At 70.0% G+C, this 21,331-nt stretch carries 26 protein-coding genes; 4 read left to right on the top strand and 22 right to left on the bottom strand.

Annotated features, from left to right (window positions below; all coding sequences use genetic code 11):
- Positions 1-6: 6 nt before the first annotated feature.
- Together ACRAKF_RS16600 and alr are read right to left on the bottom strand one after the other, a co-directional pair.
- The gene (locus ACRAKF_RS16600; RefSeq protein ID WP_447037957.1) at positions 7-1,281 is read right to left on the bottom strand and encodes an alpha/beta fold hydrolase; all 1,275 of its coding nucleotides are present in this window, start codon (positions 1,279-1,281) and stop codon (positions 7-9) included.
- A 9-nt stretch (positions 1,282-1,290) separates the two neighbouring features.
- Positions 1,291-2,475 carry an alanine racemase gene (gene alr / locus ACRAKF_RS16605; protein WP_447037959.1) on the bottom strand — a complete coding sequence of 395 codons (1,185 nt, stop codon included), beginning with the start codon at positions 2,473-2,475 and terminating at the stop codon, positions 1,291-1,293.
- Between the two features lie 72 nt (positions 2,476-2,547).
- Between alr and ACRAKF_RS16610 the strand changes: the two genes are divergently transcribed.
- The gene (locus ACRAKF_RS16610; RefSeq protein WP_447037960.1) at positions 2,548-3,978 is read left to right on the top strand and encodes an NAD(P)H-hydrate dehydratase; all 1,431 of its coding nucleotides are present in this window, start codon (positions 2,548-2,550) and stop codon (positions 3,976-3,978) included.
- A 67-nt stretch (positions 3,979-4,045) separates the two neighbouring features.
- Here ACRAKF_RS16610 and ACRAKF_RS16615 read toward each other — a convergent pair whose 3' ends face one another.
- Complete coding sequence (locus ACRAKF_RS16615) at positions 4,046-4,414, bottom strand: holo-ACP synthase (RefSeq protein ID WP_447037961.1); 369 nt, start codon at positions 4,412-4,414, stop codon at positions 4,046-4,048.
- 58 nt (positions 4,415-4,472) lie between these two features.
- On the opposite strand from ACRAKF_RS16615, the gene coaA reads away from it, so the two are divergent.
- Both coaA and ACRAKF_RS16625 read left to right on the top strand, forming a co-directional pair.
- Positions 4,473-5,471 carry a type I pantothenate kinase gene (gene coaA / locus ACRAKF_RS16620; protein WP_447037962.1) on the top strand — a complete coding sequence of 333 codons (999 nt, stop codon included), beginning with the start codon at positions 4,473-4,475 and terminating at the stop codon, positions 5,469-5,471.
- Between the two features lie 47 nt (positions 5,472-5,518).
- Positions 5,519-6,466: a DUF389 domain-containing protein gene (locus tag ACRAKF_RS16625; protein WP_447037963.1), complete on the top strand. Its 948-nt coding sequence runs from the start codon at positions 5,519-5,521 to the stop codon at positions 6,464-6,466.
- Here ACRAKF_RS16625 and glmM read toward each other — a convergent pair.
- The 4 genes from glmM to ACRAKF_RS16645 all read right to left on the bottom strand — a co-directional run bounded on the left by glmM (position 6,463) and on the right by ACRAKF_RS16645 (position 10,492).
- Complete coding sequence (gene glmM, locus ACRAKF_RS16630) at positions 6,463-7,821, bottom strand: phosphoglucosamine mutase (protein ID WP_447037964.1); 1,359 nt, start codon at positions 7,819-7,821, stop codon at positions 6,463-6,465. The two genes, ACRAKF_RS16625 and glmM, sit on opposite strands and share 4 nt — an antisense overlap.
- Before the next feature lie 94 nt (positions 7,822-7,915).
- The gene (rpsI, locus tag ACRAKF_RS16635; protein WP_447037965.1) at positions 7,916-8,437 is read right to left on the bottom strand and encodes a 30S ribosomal protein S9; all 522 of its coding nucleotides are present in this window, start codon (positions 8,435-8,437) and stop codon (positions 7,916-7,918) included.
- Positions 8,438-8,479: 42 nt separating this feature from the next.
- Positions 8,480-8,923 (bottom strand): 50S ribosomal protein L13, encoded by a 444-nt coding sequence (rplM, locus tag ACRAKF_RS16640; protein WP_447037966.1) that lies wholly within the window; start codon positions 8,921-8,923, stop codon positions 8,480-8,482.
- A gap of 351 nt (positions 8,924-9,274) precedes the next feature.
- Positions 9,275-10,492, bottom strand: a complete 1,218-nt coding sequence (locus ACRAKF_RS16645; protein ID WP_447037967.1) for a glycosyltransferase family 87 protein — start codon at positions 10,490-10,492, stop codon at positions 9,275-9,277.
- A gap of 74 nt (positions 10,493-10,566) precedes the next feature.
- On the opposite strand from ACRAKF_RS16645, the gene ACRAKF_RS16650 reads away from it, so the two are divergent.
- Positions 10,567-11,433: a hypothetical protein gene (locus ACRAKF_RS16650; RefSeq protein WP_447037968.1), complete on the top strand. Its 867-nt coding sequence runs from the start codon at positions 10,567-10,569 to the stop codon at positions 11,431-11,433.
- 31 nt (positions 11,434-11,464) lie between these two features.
- On the opposite strand, the gene truA is transcribed toward ACRAKF_RS16650, so the two are convergent.
- The 15 genes from truA to rplF all read right to left on the bottom strand — a co-directional run bounded on the left by truA (position 11,465) and on the right by rplF (position 21,329).
- Positions 11,465-12,319, bottom strand: a complete 855-nt coding sequence (gene truA / locus ACRAKF_RS16655; protein WP_447037969.1) for a tRNA pseudouridine(38-40) synthase TruA — start codon at positions 12,317-12,319, stop codon at positions 11,465-11,467.
- Between the two features lie 76 nt (positions 12,320-12,395).
- Positions 12,396-12,896, bottom strand: a complete 501-nt coding sequence (gene rplQ, locus ACRAKF_RS16660; protein WP_447037970.1) for a 50S ribosomal protein L17 — start codon at positions 12,894-12,896, stop codon at positions 12,396-12,398.
- Between the two features lie 125 nt (positions 12,897-13,021).
- Entirely contained in the window at positions 13,022-14,044 is a 1,023-nt protein-coding gene (locus ACRAKF_RS16665) for a DNA-directed RNA polymerase subunit alpha (RefSeq protein ID WP_016645160.1), read from the bottom strand.
- 148 nt (positions 14,045-14,192) lie between these two features.
- Complete coding sequence (rpsK, locus tag ACRAKF_RS16670; RefSeq protein WP_003948617.1) at positions 14,193-14,597, bottom strand: 30S ribosomal protein S11; 405 nt, start codon at positions 14,595-14,597, stop codon at positions 14,193-14,195.
- 65 nt (positions 14,598-14,662) lie between these two features.
- Positions 14,663-15,043, bottom strand: a complete 381-nt coding sequence (gene rpsM / locus ACRAKF_RS16675; RefSeq protein WP_447037971.1) for a 30S ribosomal protein S13 — start codon at positions 15,041-15,043, stop codon at positions 14,663-14,665.
- Between the two features lie 206 nt (positions 15,044-15,249).
- A complete protein-coding gene (gene rpmJ, locus ACRAKF_RS16680; protein ID WP_003974245.1) occupies positions 15,250-15,363 on the bottom strand; it encodes a 50S ribosomal protein L36 in 114 nt (37 codons plus the stop codon).
- Positions 15,364-15,421: 58 nt separating this feature from the next.
- On the bottom strand, positions 15,422-15,643 hold the full coding sequence (gene infA / locus ACRAKF_RS16685; protein ID WP_003948620.1) for a translation initiation factor IF-1: 222 nt from the start codon (positions 15,641-15,643) through the stop codon (positions 15,422-15,424).
- Positions 15,644-15,970: 327 nt separating this feature from the next.
- Complete coding sequence (gene map / locus ACRAKF_RS16690) at positions 15,971-16,807, bottom strand: type I methionyl aminopeptidase (protein WP_447037972.1); 837 nt, start codon at positions 16,805-16,807, stop codon at positions 15,971-15,973.
- A gap of 95 nt (positions 16,808-16,902) precedes the next feature.
- Positions 16,903-17,556, bottom strand: coding sequence for an adenylate kinase (locus ACRAKF_RS16695; RefSeq protein WP_447037973.1), 654 nt, complete (start codon positions 17,554-17,556; stop codon positions 16,903-16,905).
- On the bottom strand, positions 17,556-18,869 hold the full coding sequence (gene secY / locus ACRAKF_RS16700; RefSeq protein WP_447037974.1) for a preprotein translocase subunit SecY: 1,314 nt from the start codon (positions 18,867-18,869) through the stop codon (positions 17,556-17,558). The genes ACRAKF_RS16695 and secY overlap by 1 nt, the downstream gene beginning before the upstream one ends.
- A gap of 225 nt (positions 18,870-19,094) precedes the next feature.
- On the bottom strand, positions 19,095-19,550 hold the full coding sequence (gene rplO / locus ACRAKF_RS16705; RefSeq protein ID WP_055564835.1) for a 50S ribosomal protein L15: 456 nt from the start codon (positions 19,548-19,550) through the stop codon (positions 19,095-19,097).
- Between the two features lies 1 nt (position 19,551).
- The gene (rpmD, locus tag ACRAKF_RS16710) at positions 19,552-19,734 is read right to left on the bottom strand and encodes a 50S ribosomal protein L30 (protein WP_447037975.1); all 183 of its coding nucleotides are present in this window, start codon (positions 19,732-19,734) and stop codon (positions 19,552-19,554) included.
- Entirely contained in the window at positions 19,734-20,339 is a 606-nt protein-coding gene (gene rpsE, locus ACRAKF_RS16715; protein ID WP_389714785.1) for a 30S ribosomal protein S5, read from the bottom strand. Before rpsE ends, rpmD begins: the two co-directional genes overlap by 1 nt.
- 63 nt (positions 20,340-20,402) lie before the next feature.
- A complete protein-coding gene (gene rplR / locus ACRAKF_RS16720; RefSeq protein WP_398300201.1) occupies positions 20,403-20,786 on the bottom strand; it encodes a 50S ribosomal protein L18 in 384 nt (127 codons plus the stop codon).
- Positions 20,787-20,789: 3 nt separating this feature from the next.
- Positions 20,790-21,329, bottom strand: coding sequence for a 50S ribosomal protein L6 (gene rplF / locus ACRAKF_RS16725; protein WP_447037976.1), 540 nt, complete (start codon positions 21,327-21,329; stop codon positions 20,790-20,792).
- Between the last annotated feature and the right edge of the window lie 2 nt (positions 21,330-21,331).

Consider the following 21,331-nt stretch of genomic DNA (forward strand, 5'->3'; position numbering starts at 1 on the left):
GCCGTGTCACCGGTCCGACGTACCCGTCCCGGTACCCGTACCCGTCCCTGTCCCCGTACTGGCCGACGCGCGCCCCGCGCACGCCCTGGCGAGCAGCTCCGCGAGCCGGTCCGTGACCAGGTCGGGGTGTTCCAGCATGACGAGGTGCCCCGCGTCCGGCACGAGGACGAGATCGGCGCCCGGCAGCAGCGCGGCGATCGCCTCGCTGTGCTCGCTCGGCGTGACCAGGTCCTTGGCCCCGGCCAGCACGAGCACCGGCAGACCGGCGAAGTGCTCCAGCGCCTCCGTCTTGTCGTGCTCGGCGAAGGCGGGATAGAACTCCGCGACCACGTCGATCGGCGTGGCCTCGATCATCCGCTCCGCGAACCGCGCGATGGCGGGGTCCACGTCCTTGCGCGAGAACGAGTACCGCTTGATGACGCTCGCGAAGAGGTCCGCGGTGGCCCGCCGCCCGCGCTCGACCAGCTCGGCCTGCGAGCCCAGCGTCCGCAGCAGCCCCGGCAGCACCCGGCGCACCGCGTTCATCCCGGCCACCGGGAGACCGAAGTTCACCTCACCGAGCCGCCCCGACGACGTACCGACGAGGGCGACGCCGACGACGCGCTCGCGGATCAGCTCCGGGAACTGGTCGGCGAGGGCCATCGTCGTCATGCCGCCCATGGAGTGTCCGACCAGGACGAGCGGCCCCTCGGGCGCCGCCGCGTCGATGACGGCCTTCAGGTCGCGCCCCAACTGGTCGATGGAGACCGGCACCCGCCGTTCGAGCTGGTCGACGCCGCGCGCCGACCGCGCGTGGCTGCGCTGGTCCCAGTAGACCGCGCGGACCGCCCCGCGCAGGGCGGCGCGCTGGAAGTGCCAGGAGTCCTGGTTCAGGCAGTAGCCGTGGCTGAAGACGACGGTGACGGGCGCCGGGGCCGCGCGTCCGCGCCCGAAGAGGCGGCGCGCGCGGGCGCCCCTGCCGCCGGGCTCGGTCTCCGCGCCGCTCTCCTCCGTCCCGACGTCCTCGACCTCGTACGAGATCTCGGTGCCGTCGTCCGCGTACGCCGTGCCCGGCATGCCCCGCAGCGAGCCGTAAGGACCGGCGGCGTCGAGCGCGAGCCGTGCCTTCTTGCGCATCCCGCGGCCGACGGTGAGCCGCTCTATGGCGACGCCCGCCGCCGCGCCCGCGGCGATGACACCGATCGCGGCGCCCGCGACCCCGGCGCGCCGCCAGTTCCCGGCCGCGGCGACGGCCTCCACCGCCGCGTCCGCCGCGGCGGCCCCCGTGCTGCTCTCGCTCACGTGCCGCTCCTAGTCAGTGATCGGACCGCTCGTAGATGTCTCTCCCGGCTCCGGCCGCTCATTCACATGGACGCGCGGTACGCGGGGTCCGATGCGGGTGACGATCTCGTACGCGATGGTGCCCGCCGCCTGCGCCCAGTCCTCGGCGGTCGGCTCCCCGCGGTCGCCGGGCCCGAACAGCAGCGCCTCGGCGCCCGCCTCCGGCTCGTCGCCGCCGAGGTCCACCACGAACTGGTCCATGGCCACGCGGCCCGCGACCGTCCGCCACTTGCCGGCGACCAGGACCGGGGCGGTGCCCGACGCGTGCCGCGGGATGCCGTCGCCGTACCCGGCGGGGACGAGGCCGAGGGTGGTCTCACCGGGGGTGACGTAGTGATGCCCGTAACTGACGCCGAGGCCCGCCGGGACGTGCTTGACCAGGGCGAGCGAGGCGCTGAGGGTCATCACGGGCCGCAGCCCGAAGTCCTCGGGCGTGCCCACCTCGGGGCTCGGCGAGATGCCGTACATCGCGATGCCCGGCCGTACGAGGTCGAAGTGCGTCTCCGGGAGCGTGAGCGTCCCGGGGGAGTTCGCGATGTGCCGGACCTCGGGGCGGACGCCCTGGTCCTCGGCGTACGCCACCATCTCCCGGAAGACGGTCAGCTGCGCGGCGATCGAGGGGTGCCCCGGCTCGTCGGCGCACGCGAAGTGCGACCAGAGGCCGGTGACCCGGACGAGCCCGTCGGCCTCGGCGCGCAGGGCCGCCGCCACGAGCTCGGGCCAGTCGGCGGGCGCGCAGCCGTTGCGGCCCAGGCCGGTGTCGGCCTTGAGCTGGATACGGGCGGCGCGGCCCGCTTCGCGCGCGGCGGCCGTCACCTCGCGCAGCGCCCACAGCGCGCTCACCGACATGTCGAGGTCCGCCTCGATGCCCTCGCGCCAGGGTCCGCCCGGCGTCCAGAGCCAGCACATCAGCCGCCCCGGCACACCGGCGGCGCGCAGGGCCAGCGCCTCCTCGGGCGTCGCGGTCCCGACCCAGGTGGCACCCGCCTGGCGGGCGGCCTTGGCGCAGGGCACCATTCCATGGCCGTACGCGTCGGCCTTGACCACGGCCATGAACGCGGCATCCGGCGCGTGGGCGCGCAGCGAGCGCACGTTGGCACGGAGGGCGGCGAGGTCGATCTCGGCGCGGACGCGGTAGGGGGCTGTCTCGTTCATCGCGCACAAGTGTCTCAGAGCACCCGGGCGGGGCCGGTCGCTCCCGCGGCGGTCCGGGGGAAGACTGACGGCATGCGAAGTGCTTACGACGTGGAAACAGTACGGGCCGCCGAACGAACAGCCATGGCCCGCGGACCGGAGGGCGTCCTGATGCGGCGCGCGGCGGCCGCCCTGGCCACCGAGTGCGCCCGCCTGCTCGGCCGGGTGTACGGCAGCCGGGTCACGCTCCTCGTGGGCAGCGGCGACAACGGCGGTGACGCGCTGTACGCCGGGGCCCTGCTCGCCCGCCGGGGAGCGGGGGTCACCGCGGTGCTGCTCGCCCCGGACCGTGCGCACCCCGGCGGCCTCGCCGCCCTGCGCGCCGCCGGGGGCCGCGCCGTGGCGGACGACGACGACCGCGCGGAGGCCGCGGTCGCCGGTGCCCGCCTCGTGGTCGACGGGATCGTCGGCATCGGGGGCCGCGGTGGTCTCCGCGAACGCGCGGCGCGCCTGGTGGCAGCCGTGCGGGACGCCGTGGTCGTCGCCGTGGACCTGCCGAGCGGCGTGGACGCCGACACCGGCGAGGTCCCCGGCGAGGCGGTGCGCGCCGACGTGACGGTGACGTTCGGGACGTACAAGCCGGGCCTCATGGTCGACCCGGGGCGTGCGTACGCGGGAGCGGTGCGGCTCGTCGACATCGGCCTCGATCTGCCGGCCGGCCGGCGGGCGCTCGAAGCCCTCCAGTACGCCGACGTGGCCCGACTGCTGCCGGTGCCGACCGGGGAGAGCGACAAGTACCGCCGCGGCGTCGTGGGCGTCGTCGCCGGGTCGGCCCGCTACCCCGGGGCGGCCGTGCTCTGCGTCGCGGGAGCCCTGCACGGGGGCGCGGGCGCCGTGCGGTACGCCGGGCCCGCCGCCGACGCCGTCATCGCCCGGTTCCCCGAGGCCCTGGTCTCCGCGGGGCCGCCGTCGAAGGCCGGGCGGGTGCAGGCCTGGGCCGTGGGTCCCGGCCTCGGTGACGACGAGGACCGGCTGCTCGACGTGCTGGACGCCGACGTACCCGTACTGATCGACGCGGACGGCCTGCGGCTCGCCGACGAGCGCAGGGTGCGCGAGCGGCGCGCGCCGACGCTGCTCACCCCGCATGCGGGCGAGGCCGCCGCGCTCCTCGGCGTCGACCGCGCGCGGGTCGAGTCGGCGAGGCTCTCCGCCGTGCGGGAGCTGGCGTCGCGGTACGGCGCGACCGTGCTGCTCAAGGGGTCGACCACCTTGGTCGCCGACGCCGAGGGAGCGGTCCGCGTCAACCCCACGGGCACCGCGTGGCTCGCCACGGCGGGCAGCGGCGACGTGCTGTCCGGCCTCGCGGGGTCCCTGCTCGCGGCCGGGCTGGAGGCGAGGGACGCGGGGTCGGTCGCCGCCTACCTGCACGGCCTCGCCGCCCGGCACGCGGCGGACGGCGCGCCCGTGACCGCGCAGGAGGTCGCGAAGGCCATCCCCGCGGCCTGGCGAGACGCCCGGAGCTGATGCCGCCCTGCGAAGCCCGGCCCGGGCCGAAGCCGGTCACGGGCCCGAGGCCCAGGGGCCGGGCACCTCAGCCCTCCGCCACCACCACCGCCGAAGCCACCCCCGCGTCATGGCTCAGGGACACGTGCCATGCGCGGACGCCCAGTTCGGCGGCGCGGTCCGCCACCGTGTCGCGTACCCGCAGCCTCGGGCGGCCGGTGTCCTCCACGTACACCTCGGCGTCGGTCCACCGGAGGCCACCGGGTGCGCCCAGGGCCTTGGCCAGTGCCTCCTTCGCCGCGAAGCGGGCCGCGAGCGAGGCCACCCCTCGCCGCTCCCCGCTCGGCAGCAGCAGCTCGCCCGGGACGAAGAGCCGCTCGGCCATCCCGGGCGTGCGCCGCAACGCCGCGCCGAACCGCTCGATCTCCGCCACGTCGATGCCAACCCCGATAATCACCGGATCAGCGTGACACACCCCACCCCGCCCACCGCGCGCACAGCCGCGACAATGAACTGTGATCTCTTCGGTCTCCGCGCCAATGAAGGCGCCGCGGAGCGCCCACCGGCAGAAGCCGGAGGCGACTCCCTACGTCGACCTCACCCGCAGCGAGTGGAGCGCGCTGCGGGAGAAGACGCCGCTCCCCCTCACGGCGGAGGAGGTGGAGAAACTCAGGGGCCTCGGCGACGTCATCGACCTGGACGAGGTCCGCGACATCTACCTCCCGCTCTCCCGCCTCCTGAACCTCTACGTGGGCGCCACCGACGGCCTGCGCGGCGCCCTGAACACCTTCCTCGGCGAGAAGGGCTCGCAGTCGGGCACGCCCTTCGTCATAGGAGTCGCCGGCTCCGTGGCGGTCGGCAAGTCGACCGTCGCCCGCCTCCTCCAGGCCCTGCTCTCCCGCTGGCCGGAACACCCCCGCGTGGAGCTGGTGACGACCGACGGCTTCCTGCTCCCCACCAAGGAGCTCGAATCCCGCGGCCTGATGTCCCGCAAGGGCTTCCCCGAGTCGTACGACCGCCGGGCCCTCACCCGCTTCGTCGCGGACATCAAGGCGGGCAAGGAAGAGGTGACGGCGCCCGTCTACTCCCACCTCATCTACGACATCGTGCCCGGTCAGCGCCTCACGGTCCGCCGCCCCGACATCCTGATCGTCGAGGGCCTGAACGTCCTTCAGCCCGCGCTCCCCGGCAGCGACGGCCGCACCCGCGTGGGCCTCGCCGACTACTTCGACTTCAGCGTGTACGTGGACGCCCGCACGGAGGACATCGAGCGCTGGTACCTCAACCGGTTCAAGAAGCTGCGCCTCACGGCCTTCCAGGACCCGTCCTCGTACTTCCGCAAGTACACACAGGTCTCGGAGGAGAAGGCCCTCGACTACGCCCGCACGACCTGGCGCACGATCAACAAGGTGAACCTGGTGGAGAACGTGGCCCCGACCCGCGGCCGGGCCGCCCTGGTGGTCCGCAAGGGCCCCGACCACAAGGTGCAGCGTCTGAGCCTGCGCAAACTCTGATCCAGGGCCCGTATGTCCGCACTCCGGCGCCCGACTACTGTGCGGGCATGCTGCACCTGCGTCTGATCACTCCCGCGGACACCACCGATTCGGTGGTGCGCCTGATCGAGGGGACCACGGGGACCACGCACCTGGCCGTGTTCCCCGGCGCGGCCCGCGACCCCGCGGGCGACGTCGTCATGTGCGACACCGCCCGCGAGGCGGCCGACGAACTGCTCGACGGCCTCCGCGCGCTGGGCATCGACAAGACGGGATCGATCGCGGTCGAGAGCATCGACCTCTCCCTCTCCGAGCGCGCCGACAAGGCGGAGAAGGACGCACCGGGAGAGGCCGCCGACGCGGTCCTGTGGGAGCAGCTCACGGAAGCGACCCACGAGGAGTCGACGCTCTCGGCCACGTACGTCGCGTTCATCACCCTCGCCACGATGATCGCGGCCTGCGGTGTCGTGCTCGACAACGCGATCCTGATCGTGGGCGCGATGGCCGTGGGCCCGGAGTTCGGCCCGCTCGCGGGATTCTGCACGGCCCTCGTCCGGCGCGCGCCCCGGCTGGCCCTGCGCGCGGTGACCGCGCTGCTCGTGGGGTTCGCCGCGGCGATGGCGGTGACCGTGGGCTTCAGCTACTTCATGGACGCGATGAACCTGTTCAGCGACGAAGCCCTGCGGGCGGACCGCCCGAACACGAACTTCATCTACCGCCCCGACTGGTTCTCGTTCGTGGTGGCGGTCCTCGCGGGCACCGCGGGCACGCTCTCGCTCACCTCGGCGAAGTCGGGTGCCCTGGTCGGCGTCGCGATCTCGGTGACGACGGTCCCCGCGGCGGCGAACGCCGCGGTCGCCTTCAGCTACGCCGAGTACCGCCAGGCCTGGGGCTCGACGGAACAGCTCCTGCTCAACCTGCTCGGCATCGTCCTCGCGGGTACGGCGACGCTGCTGGCCCAGAAGGCACTCTGGGCCCGGCAGCGGCAACGTACCGCGAGGTCACGACAGGCTTAGCCCAGCGCCGACTTCACCACGTCGGCGAGGCGGCCCGCCACGGACCGCGCCTGCTCGATGTCGGCGGCCTCGACCATGACCCGCACCAGCGGCTCCGTCCCCGAGGGGCGCAGCAGCACCCGCCCGGTGGAGCCCAGCTCGCGCTCGGCCTCGGTGACGGCGGCGGACAGCTCGACCGAGGTCGTCACCCGGGACTTGTCGACGTCGGGCACGTTGATGAGGACCTGCGGGAGCCGCTTCATGACCCCGGCGAGGTCGGCGAGCGTACGCCCCGTCTCGGCGACCCGCGCCGCGAGGAGCAGCCCGGTCAGCGTGCCGTCGCCCGTGGTCGCGTGGTCCAGGACGATGACGTGCCCGGACTGCTCGCCGCCGAGGGCGTAGCCGTGCTCCTTCATCGACTCCAGGACATAGCGGTCGCCGACGGCGGTCTGCACGAGCGAGAGCCCCTGCGCCTCCATGGCGAGCTTGAAGCCCAGGTTCGACATGACGGTGGCGACAACGGTGTCGCCGCGCAGCGTGCCGTGCTCCCGCATGGCGAGGGCGAGCACCGCGAGGATCTGGTCGCCGTCGATCTCCTCGCCCGCGCCGTCCACGGCGAGGCAGCGGTCGGCGTCCCCGTCGTGCGCGATGCCGAAGTCGGCGCCGTGCTCGACGACGGCCGCCTTGAGCAGGTCCAGGTGGGTCGAGCCGCAGCCGTCGTTGATGTTGAGGCCGTCCGGCTGGGCGCCGATCGTGATGACGTCGGCACCGGCGCGCGCGAACGCCTCCGGCGAGACGCGCGCGGCGGCGCCGTGCGCCTCGTCGAGGACGATCCTCAGTCCGTCGAGGCGGTTGGGCAGCACCCCGAGGAGGTGCGCGATGTACTGGTCGAGCCCCTGGTCGTAGGAGCTCACCCGGCCGACGCCGGACCCGGTGGGCCGCTGCCAGGGGGCGCCCGTGCGGTGCCGCTCGTAGACCGACTCGATGCGGTCCTCGAGATCGTCGGCGAGCTTGTGGCCACCGCGGGCGAAGAACTTGATGCCGTTGTCCGGCATGGCGTTGTGGCTGGCGGAGAGCATCACGCCGAGGTCGGCGCCCAGCGCACCGGTGAGATGCGCCACCGCCGGGGTGGGCAGCACACCGACGCGCAGGACGTCCACGCCCGCGCTCGCGAGGCCCGCGACCACCGCGGCCTCCAGGAACTCCCCGGACGCACGCGGGTCCCGTCCGACCACGGCTTTCGGCCGGTGGCCTTCGAAGGTGCCCGCCTCGGCCAGTACGTGCGCCGCCGCCACGGAGAGTCCGAGCGCGAGCTCGGCCGTCAGATCCGCGTTGGCGACACCACGCACGCCGTCCGTGCCGAAGAGTCGTCCCACTGCTGTCCTCCGAACGTTCGTTCCTGATAGACGAACGCCCCGGCAGCACATTCTGTGCCGCCGGGGCGAACGAAGCAGTACAAGCAGGCAGCGATTAGCGCTTGCTGTACTGAGGGGCCTTACGGGCCTTCTTGAGACCGGCCTTCTTGCGCTCGACCGCACGGTCGTCACGCTTGAGGTAACCGGCCTTCTTGAGGGCCGCGCGGTTGTTGTCGACGTCGGCCTCGTTCAGCGCACGGGCGACACCGAGACGGAGCGCACCGGCCTGACCGGAGACGCCGCCACCCGAGATGCGGGCGATGACGTCGTAGCGGTTGTCGAGCTCGAGCACCTTGAAGGGCTCGTTGACTTCCTGCTGGTGGACCTTGTTCGGGAAGTAGTCCTCGAGCGTGCGCCCGTTGACCTTCCACTTGCCGGTGCCCGGGACGATCCGGACGCGGGCGATGGCGTTCTTGCGACGGCCCAGGCCGGCGGCCGGCTGCGGGTCGCCGAAGCGCGCGGCGTTCGACTCCGAGGTGTACTCGCCCTCGACGGGGACCTCGGACTCGGTGGTGTACTGCTCGACGTCGGCGATCTCGGTCTCTTCGACCGGCTGCTCAACGGTGGTCTCGGCCACGATTCTCCTCAGATTTCTTTTCGTCTTTGGGGGTGGCCGGAACTACTGCGCGACCTGGGTGATCTCGAACGGGACCGGCTGCTGAGCGCCGTGCGGGTGCTGGTCGCCCGCGTAGACCTTCAGCTTCGAGAGCATCTGACGGCCCAGGGTGTTCTTGGGGAGCATGCCCTTGACGGCCTTCTCGACAGCCTTCTCGGGGCTCTTCGAGAGCAGCTCGTCGTAACGGACGGAACGCAGACCACCCGGGTAACCGGAGTGGCGGTACGCCATCTTCTGGGTCTTCTTGTTGCCCGAGAGGTGCACCTTCTCGGCGTTGATGATGATGACGAAGTCACCGGTGTCAACGTGAGGGGCGTAGATCGGCTTGTGCTTGCCTCGCAGGAGGGTGGCAGCGGTGGTCGCCAGACGGCCCAGGACGATGTCCCGGGCGTCGATGACGTGCCACTGGCGGGTCACATCGCCGGGCTTGGGGCTGTACGTACGCACGGTGTCGTAGCCTTCGCTTCTTCAGAGGTGGGGTCCTGACATGGCCACCACGGACGATGTACGACAGCCCTGGCGGACCTCGGTGACGCAACCGAGTCCTGCCGCTGGTCATCGGCCCGGTGGACCGGTGTAAGGGCCCCTCACGTGAGAATGAGAAAGCCAATACACATAACGAACTCGCAGAATACCCGCGCTGCCCCGTACGGGTCAAAACGCGGGCCTGGAGACCGGCGACGCCGGCTCCACCGACATGGCGGCCCTGTGAACCTCCAGGATAACCGGCCGCGGGCCCTGCCCCCGGCCCCGCGACGGTCACCGCTCCGACTCCGGTGCCCCATCACCCGCCCCGCCTCAGCCGCCGCGCGCCGCGTTCTCCGCCTCGATCCGCTGCCCGCCCGGCGCGATCCTCGGCGGCAACCCGCGCTCACCTGCGGTTCTACCCGCCAGGCAGGTCCAGCCGAGCGTGCCCGCGAGGAGACAGAGCGTGGCCGCGTCCTTGAAGGCCCGCCGCGTCCCGGGCTCCAGCCACGGCCAGGTGAACCCCGGGATCTGCGGCACAAGCGCCACCCAGAACCACGGGCCGCGCCCCGGCGCCCCGGGCGTGAGCACCCCGGCGAGCAGCAGCGGAAGCACGACCAGCAGATAGTGGTCGTAGGAGGGCCGGGAGACGAGAAAGGCCGAAAGCATGAGCATGGTGGCGCACTCCACCACCCGCGAAGGCCCCTCGTCACCTCTCCCCCACCGCCGCCAGGCACACCACACCCCGGCCGCGGCGGCACCCCCCGCGAGCAGCGTCGCCAGGGCCTGCGGCACCCCGAGCCGCCCGAGCACCGCGGCCGGCGACGCCTCGTAGAGCCGTACGAAGGCGTCGTCGCCGCGCAGCAGGAACGGCAGCGTCCGCGTGAAGAACCCGGCGGGGTCCGGCATCGCCAGCGCCGCCCCGAGCGAGGCCACCACGGGCAGCCCGACCGCCGCCGCGAGCGCCCGCCACCGCCCGGCGAAGACGAAGAGGAGCACGGCGGGCGCGAGCAGCGGCTTCACGGCGACGGCGGCGCCGATCACCAGACCGGCGGCGGCCCAGCGGCCCCGGGACGCGAGCAGCAGGGCGAGCGGCAGGGCCGCCGCGGACGCCACCGTCCAGTTGCCGAGCTCCACGAGGTGCCCGAAGGGGGCGAAGCCGAGCGCGAGCGCGAGGAGCCCGTACGCCGCGAACCTGCTGCGCCAGGGGACCCCGTACAGCCGCAGCGCGCACGCCCACCCGGCGGCGAGCCCCGCGGTGACGCCCGCGGGGACCAGGAAGCGCGCCGCGGCGGTCGGCAGCAGGGCCTGCGGCACGGCGGCGAGCACGGCCCCCGGCAGGTAGAGGAAGTGCCGGTCGGCGTAGGGCGAGCGGCCGTGCAGCCAGGCCTCGGCGGCCCGCACCACGATGGCGTTGTCCATGCCGCCGTCCGGCGAGCGCAGCCCCACCCGGACTGCCCCGGCGAGCAGCACCGCCCCGAGCACCACGAGGACCTGCCACTCGGCAGGCCGCGACAACCACCCCGTAACCCCCGTTTTGTCCGCGTTCATACGCCTCAGGCTAGGCCGGAAGCCCCCTCCGGCCCCCGCTCAACATCCGCGTGTGCCCGTCTAAGATGCGCCCCATGAGCTTTGGGCAAGGGGGACCTCAGTGGGGTCCGGGGGGAACGGGCGGACCCGGCGGCGGGCCCACACCCGACTGGGCGGCGCTCGCCGAGGCCTCCGAGGCGCGTACCCGGCGGCGCAAGTGGCTGATGATCGGCGGCGGCGCGTTCGCCACGATCGGCATCGCGACGGCCGTGGCCATCACCGTCGTCTCCGCCAACAGCGACGACTCCTCCGTGGCGAACAAACCGGCCAGCGAGCTCCCGGCCACCGCCGACATCCCCGGCGCGAGCAAGGACCCGGGCCCGTCCTTCGAGGCGACCACGCCGCCGCCCCCGCCGGACCCGAAGGACTACATCTCCAGCGCCAAGAAGGACAAGGCGCCGCTCACCGCGGAGGGCCTCTTCCCCGGCAAGACGTTCACCTCCGGCGAGAACGTCTACAAGAAGGGCGCAACCGACAGCACCACGAAGTGCGCCTCGGTCACCCAGCCAGCCCTCGGCGCGATCCTCACCAAGAACGACTGCACCCGCCTGATCCGCGCCAGCTACCTCAAGGACGGCACCGCGGTCACCATCGGCGTCGCCGTCTTCGACACCACGGCCCAGGCCAAGAAGGTCAAGGACCAGGTCGACAAGGGCCTGGTCAACGCGTTGCCCGGCAAGGGCGTGCCCGGCTTCTGCCAGACGGGCGTCTGCCGCGGCACGTACAACGCCTACGGCCGCTACGCGTACTTCACCACCACCGGCTACACCAGCGGCAAGGACGTCACCACGGGCGACCGCACGGCGTACGGGACCGGCGACACCATGGCCCGCTTCGCCTTCCAGCGCATCCACGCGCGGGGCGAGGCGCAGGCGTCGGCCGCGGCGGCCGGTCCCGAGTAGTCCGGCCGCCGGGCCGGGGCGGCACCGGCGCTCAGCAGCAGCCGGCGCCGGGCAGCGTCCGCTTGTTCCGCGCTTCCTTGCTGCGCGCGGCGAGCAGCTCGTCGGCGGGGTAGCCGACCTCTTCGAGCGTGAGCCCGTGCGGCCGCACGACATGCACGGCGGAGTCCCGCACCCCGGCCGCGAGCACCTTGGCGGGCCACTCCGCGGGCCGGTGCCCGTCGCCCACGAACAGCATGGCGCCGACGAGCGAGCGCACCATGTTGTGGCAGAAGGCGTCTGCGCGGACGGTGGCTTCGAGGATCCCGTCGTCCCGCCGCTCCCACCGCAGCTCCTGGAGCGTACGGATGGTCGTGGCGCCCTCACGCCGCTTGCAGTACGCGGCGAAGTCGTGCTCGCCGATCAGCCGCTCGGCGGCGGCGTTCATCGCGTCGAGGTCGAGCGTCCAGTCGTGCCACAGCACATGGCCGCGCAGCAGCGGGTCGACGCCGCCGGGGTGGTCGGTCACGCGGTAGGCGTAGCGCCGCCACACGGCGGAGAACCGCGCGTTGAACCCGGCGGGCGCCTCGGCGACCTGCCAGATCCGCACGTCGTGCGGCAGCCGACCGGCGAGCCTGCGCAGCAGCTTGTCCCGGTGCTCGGCCCACACGTCCTCCGGCAGGTCGACGTGGGCGACCTGCCCACGCGCGTGCACCCCGCTGTCGGTCCGCCCGGCCACGGTCAGCTCGTACGTCTCCCGCGAGCGGGTCACGGTCCGCAGCGCGGCCTCGATCTCCCCCTGGACGGTCCGCCTGCCCTCACGCTGCTTGGCCCAGCCGGAGAAGTCCTTGCCGTCGTACGACAGGTCCAACCGCACCCGCACGAACCCGGGCGCTGCCTCATCACTCACGCAAAAGTTCCTCTCAAGCGGAACGGGCCCGCACCCCCAAAGGGATGCGGGCCCGCCCGTACACCGGTCAGGACGCTCAGGCGTCCTTGGACTCCTCGGCGGCGGCCTCGTCGGCGGCCGGCTTGGTGTCCTCGACGGCCTCGTCCTTCTTGAGGGCGTCTTCCTTCACCGCGCGCTTGGTCGCGGCCTCGGCCTCACCGGTGGCCTTCTGGGCCACGGTCAGGGCCTCCACCAGCTCGATGACCGCCATGGGCGCGTTGTCGCCGCGACGGTTGCCGATCTTGGTGATGCGGGTGTAACCACCGGGGCGGTTCTCGTAGCGCGGGCCGATCTCCGTGAAGAGCGTGTGCACGATGCTCTTGTCGGTGATGACGGACAGCACCTGGCGGCGGTTGTGAAGGTCACCCTTCTTCGCCTTGGTGACCAGACGCTCCGCGTACGGACGCAGGCGACGGGCCTTCGCCTCGGTGGTGGTGATGCGGCCGTACTCGAAGAGCTGCTTGGCGAGGTTCGCGAGCAGCAGCTTCTCGTGCGCGGCGCTGCCGCCCAGACGGGCACCCTTGGCAGGCTTCGGCATGGTGTTTCTCCTTGATGTCTGCCCCGGCCGTATCAGGTACCGGGGTCAGCGGCCGCGCCCCGATAGGGGCGCGGGGAACTGCGCGACCAGCCACAACGGTCCCGCAGCCACAATCGGAACTAGTACTAGTACTGCTCGGTCTCGACGAAACCGGCGTCCGCGTCGTCGTCGGCGCCGAAGGCGTCGGCCGCGGCGGTCGGGTCGAAGCCGGGAGGCGAGTCCTTCAGCGCGAGACCCATGCCGTTCAGCTTCATCTTGACCTCGTCGATCGACTTCGCACCGAAGTTGCGGATGTCGAGCAGGTCCGCCTCGGAGCGGGCCACGAGCTCACCCACGGAGTGGATGCCCTCGCGCTTGAGGCAGTTGTACGACCGAACGGTGAGCTCGAGCTCCTCGATCGGCAGGGCGAGATCGGCGGCCAGGGCCGCGTCCGTCGGCGAGGGGCCCATGTCGATGCCCTCGGCGTCGATGTTGAGCTCACGCGCCAGACCGAACAGCTCGACCAGGGTCTTACCGGCGGACGCCATGGCGTCACGCGGGCGCATGGCCTGCTTGGTCTCGACGTCGACGATCAGCTTGTCGAAGTCAGTGCGCTGCTCGACACGGGTCGCCTCGACCTTGTACGTGACCTTGAGCACCGGCGAGTAGATCGAGTCGACCGGGATACGGCCGATCTCCTGGCCGACCTGCTTGTTCTGCACGGCGGAGACGTAGCCGCGACCGCGCTCGACGGTCAGCTCCATCTCCAGCTTGCCCTTGCCGTTGAGCGTGGCGAGGACGAGGTCGGGGTTGTGCACCTCGACACCGGCCGGGGGCGCGATGTCGGCGGCGGTGACCAGACCCGGGCCCTGCTTGCGCAGGTACATCACGACGGGCTCGTCGTGCTCCGAGGAGACGACGAGCTGCTTGATGTTCAGGATGAGGTCGGTGACGTCCTCCTTGACGCCCGGCACGGTGGTGAACTCGTGCAGGACACCGTCGATGCGGATGCTGGTGACAGCAGCGCCGGGGATCGACGAGAGGAGCGTACGGCGGAGGGAGTTGCCGAGGGTGTAACCGAAGCCCGGCTCCAGCGGCTCGATCACGAACCGGGAGCGGAATTCGTCGACGACCTCTTCGGTCAACGAGGGACGCTGAGCGATCAGCATGAAGTGTTTCCTTCAGTCAGGGGCACCCACTATTTGATGCCCTGCCCGGGGCCGAAGCCCCATGGTGTTACTGCTACAAGGGTACGGGCGATACGGCTCGGAAGAGCCGTACCGCCCGGAACCTCAGGTCAAGCGACGTGCCGACGACTCAGACGCGGCGACGCTTGGGCGGACGGCAGCCGTTGTGCGGCGTGGGCGTCACGTCCTGGATCGAGCCGACCTCAAGACCGGTCGCCTGAAGCGAACGGATCGCGGTCTCACGGCCGGAGCCGGGACCCTTGACGAAGACGTCGACCTTGCGCATGCCGTGCTCCTGCGCGCGACGGGCAGCCGACTCGGCGGCCATCTGCGCGGCGAACGGCGTGGACTTGCGCGAGCCCTTGAAACCCACGTGGCCGGCGGAGGCCCACGAGATCACGTTGCCGGTCGGGTCCGTGATGGACACGATCGTGTTGTTGAACGTGCTCTTGATGTGAGCGTGCCCGTGAGCAACGTTCTTCTTTTCCTTGCGGCGCACCTTCTTGGCAGCGCCCTGACGACCCTTGGGGGGCATCTATAACTCCTACGGGAGGTGGTCGGTCCTGCAGCGTCAGCTGTCGATAGACCGCTGAGCGAGGACTACTTCTTGCCCGGCTTCTTCTTACCGGCGATGGCGCGACGCGGGCCCTTGCGGGTGCGGGCGTTCGTGCTGGTGCGCTGACCGCGGACGGGCAGGCCACGACGGTGACGGATACCCGCGTAGCAGCCGATCTCGACCTTGCGGCGGATGTCGGCCTGGATCTCGCGGCGGAGGTCACCCTCGGTCTTGATGTTGGCGTCCACGTACTCGCGGATCTTGACGAGGTCTTCCTCGGTCAGGTCGCGGACGCGGGTGTTGCGGTCCACCTCGGTGGCGTCCAGCGTCTGCTGGGCCAGCGTGCGGCCGATGCCGAACACGTAGGTGAGGGCGACCTCGATGCGCTTTTCGCGCGGGAGGTCAACGCCTTCAACGCGTGCCATTCATGGCTCCTGTTGATTCTTCGGAGGTCTTCGGCAGAACCACTCCCAGCCGCCGTCCCCTTCTGCTGCGAGAAGAGTTGGTACGTACTGGGTCCCCGGCCTCCGACCGGGGGTGTCGCCCTCCATTACCTATGGATCTGAAGAGGGACGTGCTCTGCGTATTGATTACGTGCGTCGCGCGAAAATCTGCGAACTGCAGTCGTGCGTCAGCCCTGGCGCTGCTTGTGGCGCGGGTTGTCGCAGATGACCATGACCCGGCCGTGACGGCGGATCACCCTGCACTTGTCGCAGATCTTCTTGACGCTCGGCTTGACCTTCATTGGGTGAGGTTCTCCGGGTCAGTGCCTCCACCCCGCGTGAGCGGGATGCGGGCAAGATCTACTTGTACCGGTAGACGATCCGGCCACGCGTCAGGTCGTACGGAGACAGCTCCACCACGACCCGGTCGTCAGGGAGGATGCGGATGTAGTGCATGCGCATCTTGCCGCTGATGTGTGCCAGGACCTGGTGGCCGTTCTGGAGCTCCACCTTGAACATGGCGTTCGGGAGAGACTCGACGACAGTGCCTTCGATCTCGATGGCACCTTGCTTCTTGGCCACGCTTCGCCCTTCGAATCGACTACCTTGATCGACTTCGTGCGCCGCATGGAGACACACGGATGCACGAGAGCCGACGCGTCAGTCTACGTCAGCGCACTCGGAAAGACGAATCGGGAAAGTCTGCCCCATGAAGAAGATCCTTAAGCAACGGGGTTCCCCGACGCCACGGGTCTCAGCCCAACGGATCCGGTGCCGTCGTGATCCCGTACTCCGCCAGCTTCGCCTTGCCGCAGACCATTCCTGGACGCCCCTCTCGCGGGTTCGGCGCCGGGGCGCCTCACAAGCTTCGAGCGGCTGCGCCGGACTCCGTCCGTCGGGCGGCCCGTCTCAGCCCAACGGATCCGGTGCCGTCGTGATCCCGTACTCCGCCAGCTTCGCCTTGCCGCAGTCCGGGGATGTCAGGACCAGGGGGCCCGCCTCGGTGAGGGCGATGGAGTGCTCCCAGTGGGAGGACCAGGTGCCGTCCGTCGTGATGACGGTCCAGTCGTCCTCCAGGACCTCCGTGCGGGGGGTGCCGAGGGAGACCATGGGCTCGATGGCGAGGCAGAGGCCGGGGACCAGCTTGGGGCCCTTGCCGCGGCGGCGCTCGACGTAGTTCAGGAGGTGCGGGTCCATGTGCATCTCGGTGCCGATGCCGTGGCCGCCGTAGTCCTCGACGATGCCGTACTTGCCGCCGCCCGGCTTCGGCTGGCGGCGGATGTACGTCTCGATGGCCCGGGAGATGTCGACGAGCCGGTTGCCCTGCTTCATGGCGGCGATGCCGGCCCACATCGACTCCTCGGTCACCCGGGAGAGCTCGACCAGCTCGGGGGCGTGACCGGAGCCGACGAACGCGGTGTACGCGGCGTCACCGTGCCAGCCCTCGATGATGGCGCCGGCGTCGATGGAGATGATGTCGCCGTCCTTCAGGACGGTCTTGTCGTCCGGGATGCCGTGCACGACGACCTCGTTGACCGAGGTGCAGATCGTGGCGGGGAAGCCGCCGTAGCCGAGGAAGTTGGACTTGGCCCCGTGCTCGGCGATGACCTTGCGGGCGACGTCGTCCAGATCCTTCGTGGTCGCGCCGGGCACCGCGGCCTCGCGGGTCGCGGCGTGGATGGCGGCGACGACAAGGCCCGCCTCACGCATCTTCGCGATCTGCTCGGGGGTCTTGATCTGCACCATGGGGCTTCCGCTCTCCGTCATCCGTCCAACAGCTACGTACACAACAGTACGGCCGCGGTCCCCCTAGGGGCACCGCGGCCGAACCGGCGTACTGGCTACTTGTCGCCCTTGAGCGCGGCCATCGCGCGCTTGGTGACCTCGTCCACCTTGCCGAGCGCGGAGATCGTGACCACCAGGCCCTGGGCCTTGTAGTGATCGATGATCGGCTCGGTCTCGCGGTGATACACGTCGAGCCGCTTGCGCACGGTCTCTTCCTGGTCGTCACCGCGCTGGTAGAGCTCGCCGCCGCAGACGTCGCAGACGCCCTCCGCCTCGGGCTTGCTGTACGTCACGTGGAAGACGTGGCTGGAATCGTTCCGGCAGATGCGGCGGCCGGCGATGCGCTTGACCACCTCGTCCTCGGGGACCTCCAGGTCGAGCACCGCGTCGAGCTTCTGGCCCGCCGCCTTGAGCGACTCGTCCAGGGCCTCGGCCTGCGACACGTTCCGCGGGAAACCGTCGAGCAGGAAACCGTGCTCGGCGTCCGGCTGCGCCATGCGGTCGTGCGCCATGCCGATGGTGACCTCGTCGGGGACGAGATTGCCGGCGTCCATGAACGCCTTCGCCCGCTTGCCGAGCTCCGTGCCCTGGCTGATGTTGGCACGGAAGAGGTCGCCCGTGGAGATGTGCGGGATCGACAGATTCGCGGCGAGGAACGCGGCTTGCGTTCCCTTGCCCGCACCGGGCGGCCCGACGAGGACGATTCGCATCAGCGGAGGAACCCTTCGTAATTGCGCTGCTGGAGCTGGCTCTCGATCTGCTTCACGGTCTCCAGACCCACACCCACGATGATGAGGATGCTCGTCCCGCCGAAGGGGAAGTTCTGGTTTGCCCCGAAGCCCACCAACGCCATCGTCGGCACAAGAGCGATCAGACCCAGGTACAGCGAACCCGGCCACGTGATCCGGTTGAGTACGTAACTCAGATACTCAGCGGTAGGACGGCCAGCCCGGATGCCCGGGATGAAGCCACCATACTTCTTCATGTTGTCGGCGACTTCCTCGGGGTTGAAGGAAATCGCGACGTAGAAGAAGGCGAAGAAGACGATCAGGATGAAGTACGTGGCGATATAAATCGGGTGATCACCTGTGGTCAGGTTCGCCTCGATCCACTGCTTCCATCCGGAATTGCCGCCCGCGAACTGGGCGACGAGAGCCGGAATGTAGAGCAACGAGGAGGCGAAGATCACAGGGATGATGCCTGCCTGGTTCACCTTCAGCGGGATGTACGTCGACGTACCGCCGTAGGACCTTCGGCCGATCATTCGCTTCGCGTACTGGACCGGAATGCGGCGCTGCGCCTGCTCGACGAAGACCACCAGGCCGACCATGACGAGACCGACCGCGATGACGGTGCCGAACTCGATCCAGCCGCCCGCCAGGTCACCCTGCTGCTTGATGGCCCACAGGGCGCTCGGGAAGGTCGCGGCGATCGAGATGAACATCAGGATCGACATGCCGTTGCCGATGCCGCGGTCGGTGATGAGCTCACCGAGCCACATGACGCACGCCGTACCCGCGGTCATCGTGATCACCATCGTGATGGTGACGAAGATCGACTGGTCCGGAACGATCTCGCTGGCGACGGGGCAGCCCTGGAAGAGGGTGCCGGTGCGGGCGGTCGCCACCAGGCCGGTGCCCTGGAGGATCGCGAGCGCGATGGTCAGATAGCGCGTGTACTGCGTGATCTTCGCCGTACCGGCCTGGCCCTCCTTCTTGAGGGCCTCCAGCCGCGGAATCACCACGGTCAGCAGCTGCAGGATGATGCTCGCGGTGATGTACGGCATGATGCCGAGCGCGAAGATCGTGATCTGCAGCAGTGCGCCACCGCTGAACATGTTGACGAGACCGAACAAGCCCTGGTTCTGGCTCTGGGTGTCGATGCACGTCTGGACGTTCTTGTAGCTGACACCGGGGATGGGGACATGCGTCCCCAGCCGGTAGATCACGATGATGCCGAGCGTGAAGAGCAGCTTCTTGCGCAGGTCGGGCGTCTTGAACGCCCGGGCGAACGCGGTGAGCACGGTGCCTCCTGCGACCCCCGCGCGCGTGCGCCAGAGGTGGTGGTCTTGAGGTTCGACGAATACGAATCAGTCAACAAAACCGTGCGGGCAGACCGCACGGAGCTTAGACAGTGCACGCCACCTTACCGGCGACCGTGCCCCCCTTGGAACGACCAACCGGGGATGCCCCTTTTGTGGGGCATCCCCGGCTGGGAATCGCTCATGTCATCGACACGTCTTGATGAATCAGACGAGCTCGGTGACAGTACCGCCGGCGGCGGTGATCTTCTCCTTGGCGGAGCCGGAGACGGCGTCAACCGTCACCTGCAGCGCCACGGTGACCTCACCCTGGCCGAGGACCTTGACGAGGCTGTTCTTGCGAACGGCACCCTTGGCGACGAGACCCTCTACGGTGACCTCGCCACCTTCCGGGTACAGCGCGCTCAGCTTGTCGAGGTTCACGACCTGGAACTCGGTCTTGAACGGGTTCTTGAAGCCCTTGAGCTTCGGGAGACGCATGTGGAGGGGCATCTGGCCACCCTCGAAGCGCTCCGGAACCTGGTAACGGGCCTTGGTGCCCTTGGTACCACGACCAGCGGTCTTACCCTTGGACGCCTCACCACGACCCACACGGGTCTTGGCGGTCTTGGCGCCCGGGGCGGGCCGGAGGTTGTGGACCTTCAGCGGGTTCTGCTCCGCCATGTCAGTCGACCTCCTCAACCGTCACGAGGTGGCGGACGGTGTGCACCATTCCGCGGAACTCGGGGCGGTCCTCCTTGACGACCTGCGTGTTGATGCCCTTGAGACCAAGGGAGCGCAGGGTGTCGCGGTGGTTCTGCTTGCTGCCGATGTACGACTTGATCTGCGTGACCTTGAGCTGTGCCATTACGCAGCACCAGCCCCGGCACGCGCCCGCAGCAGAGCCGCGGGAGCGACGTCCTCGAGGGGCAGACCACGGCGAGCCGCGATCTCCTCGGGACGCTGCAGACCCTTGAGGGCCGCGACGGTCGCGTGCACGATGTTGATCGCGTTCGACGAACCGAGCGACTTCGACAGGATGTCGTGAACGCCGGCGCACTCGAGCACGGCACGCACCGGGCCACCGGCGATAACACCGGTACCGGGGGAAGCAGGCTTGAGCAGGACGACGCCCGCGGCCTTCTCGCCCGTGATCGGGTGCGGGATGGTGCCCTGGATACGGGGGACCTTGAAGAAGTGCTTCTTGGCCTCCTCAACACCCTTGGCGATGGCGGCCGGCACCTCCTTGGCCTTGCCGTAACCGACACCCACGGTGCCGTCACCATCGCCTACCACGACCAGCGCGGTAAAGCTGAAGCGACGACCACCCTTCACAACCTTGGCGACACGGTTGATCGCGACAACGCGCTCAACGTATGCGGTCTTCTCGGCGGCAGCGCCACCGTCGCGACCCTTCCGGTCCCGCCGCTCGCCGCCACCGGCACCGCCACCGCGGCGCTGGGGTCCAGCCATTGGAATTACCTCTCTCTGTTTCCGCTAGCTACGCAGTGACACAGTCGCTGCGCGACGGACGACTCAGAACTTGAGTCCGGCTTCGCGGGCGGCGTCCGCCAGGGCTGCGATGCGCCCGGCGTACTGGTTACCACCACGGTCGAACACGACAGTCTCGACACCGGCAGCCTTGGCACGCTCGGCGACCAGGGCGCCGACCGACTTGGCCTGCGCGGACTTGTCGCCTTCGGCGCCGCGGATCGTGGTGTCCAGGGTCGAGGCCGACGCAAGGGTGTGACCCTTGATGTCGTCGATGACCTGGGCCACGATGTGGCGGTTGGAGCGCGTCACGACCAGGCGCGGACGCTCAGCCGTACCCGAGATGTGCTTACGGATGCGGATGTGACGACGCTTGATGGCAGCACGCTTGTAAGCGTCGCCCTTAGCAATCTTGACTCCGTATGCCATGGCTTACTTACCCGCCTTTCCGACCTTGCGGCGGATGACTTCGCCTTCGTACTTGACGCCCTTGGCCTTGTACGGGTCGGGCTTGCGCAGCTTGCGGATGTTGGCCGCAACCTCTCCGACCTTCTGCTTGTCGATGCCCTCGACCGAGAAACGGGTCGCGGACTCCACCTTGAAGGTGATGCCCTCGGGGGCCTCGACCAGGATCGAGTGGCTGTAGCCCAGCGAGAACTCCAGGTTGGAGCCCTTCGCGAGGACGCGGTAACCGACACCGCTGATTTCGAGCTTCTTCACGTAACCCTGGGTCACGCCGGTGATCATGTTCGCCACCAGCGTGCGGGACAGGCCGTGCAGGGCCTTGTTCTGACGCTCGTCGTTCGGGCGAGTGACGTTCAGAACGCCGTCCTCGTCCTTAGCGATCTCGATCGGCGCGACAACGGTGTGCGAGAGGGAACCCTTGGGGCCCTTCACCGCGACCGTGCGGCCATCGATGGTGACGTCCACGCCGGCGGGAACCGTGATGGGGAGCTTGCCAATACGCGACATTA

The sequence above is a fragment of the Streptomyces sp. DSM 118878 genome, assembly GCF_052936595.1.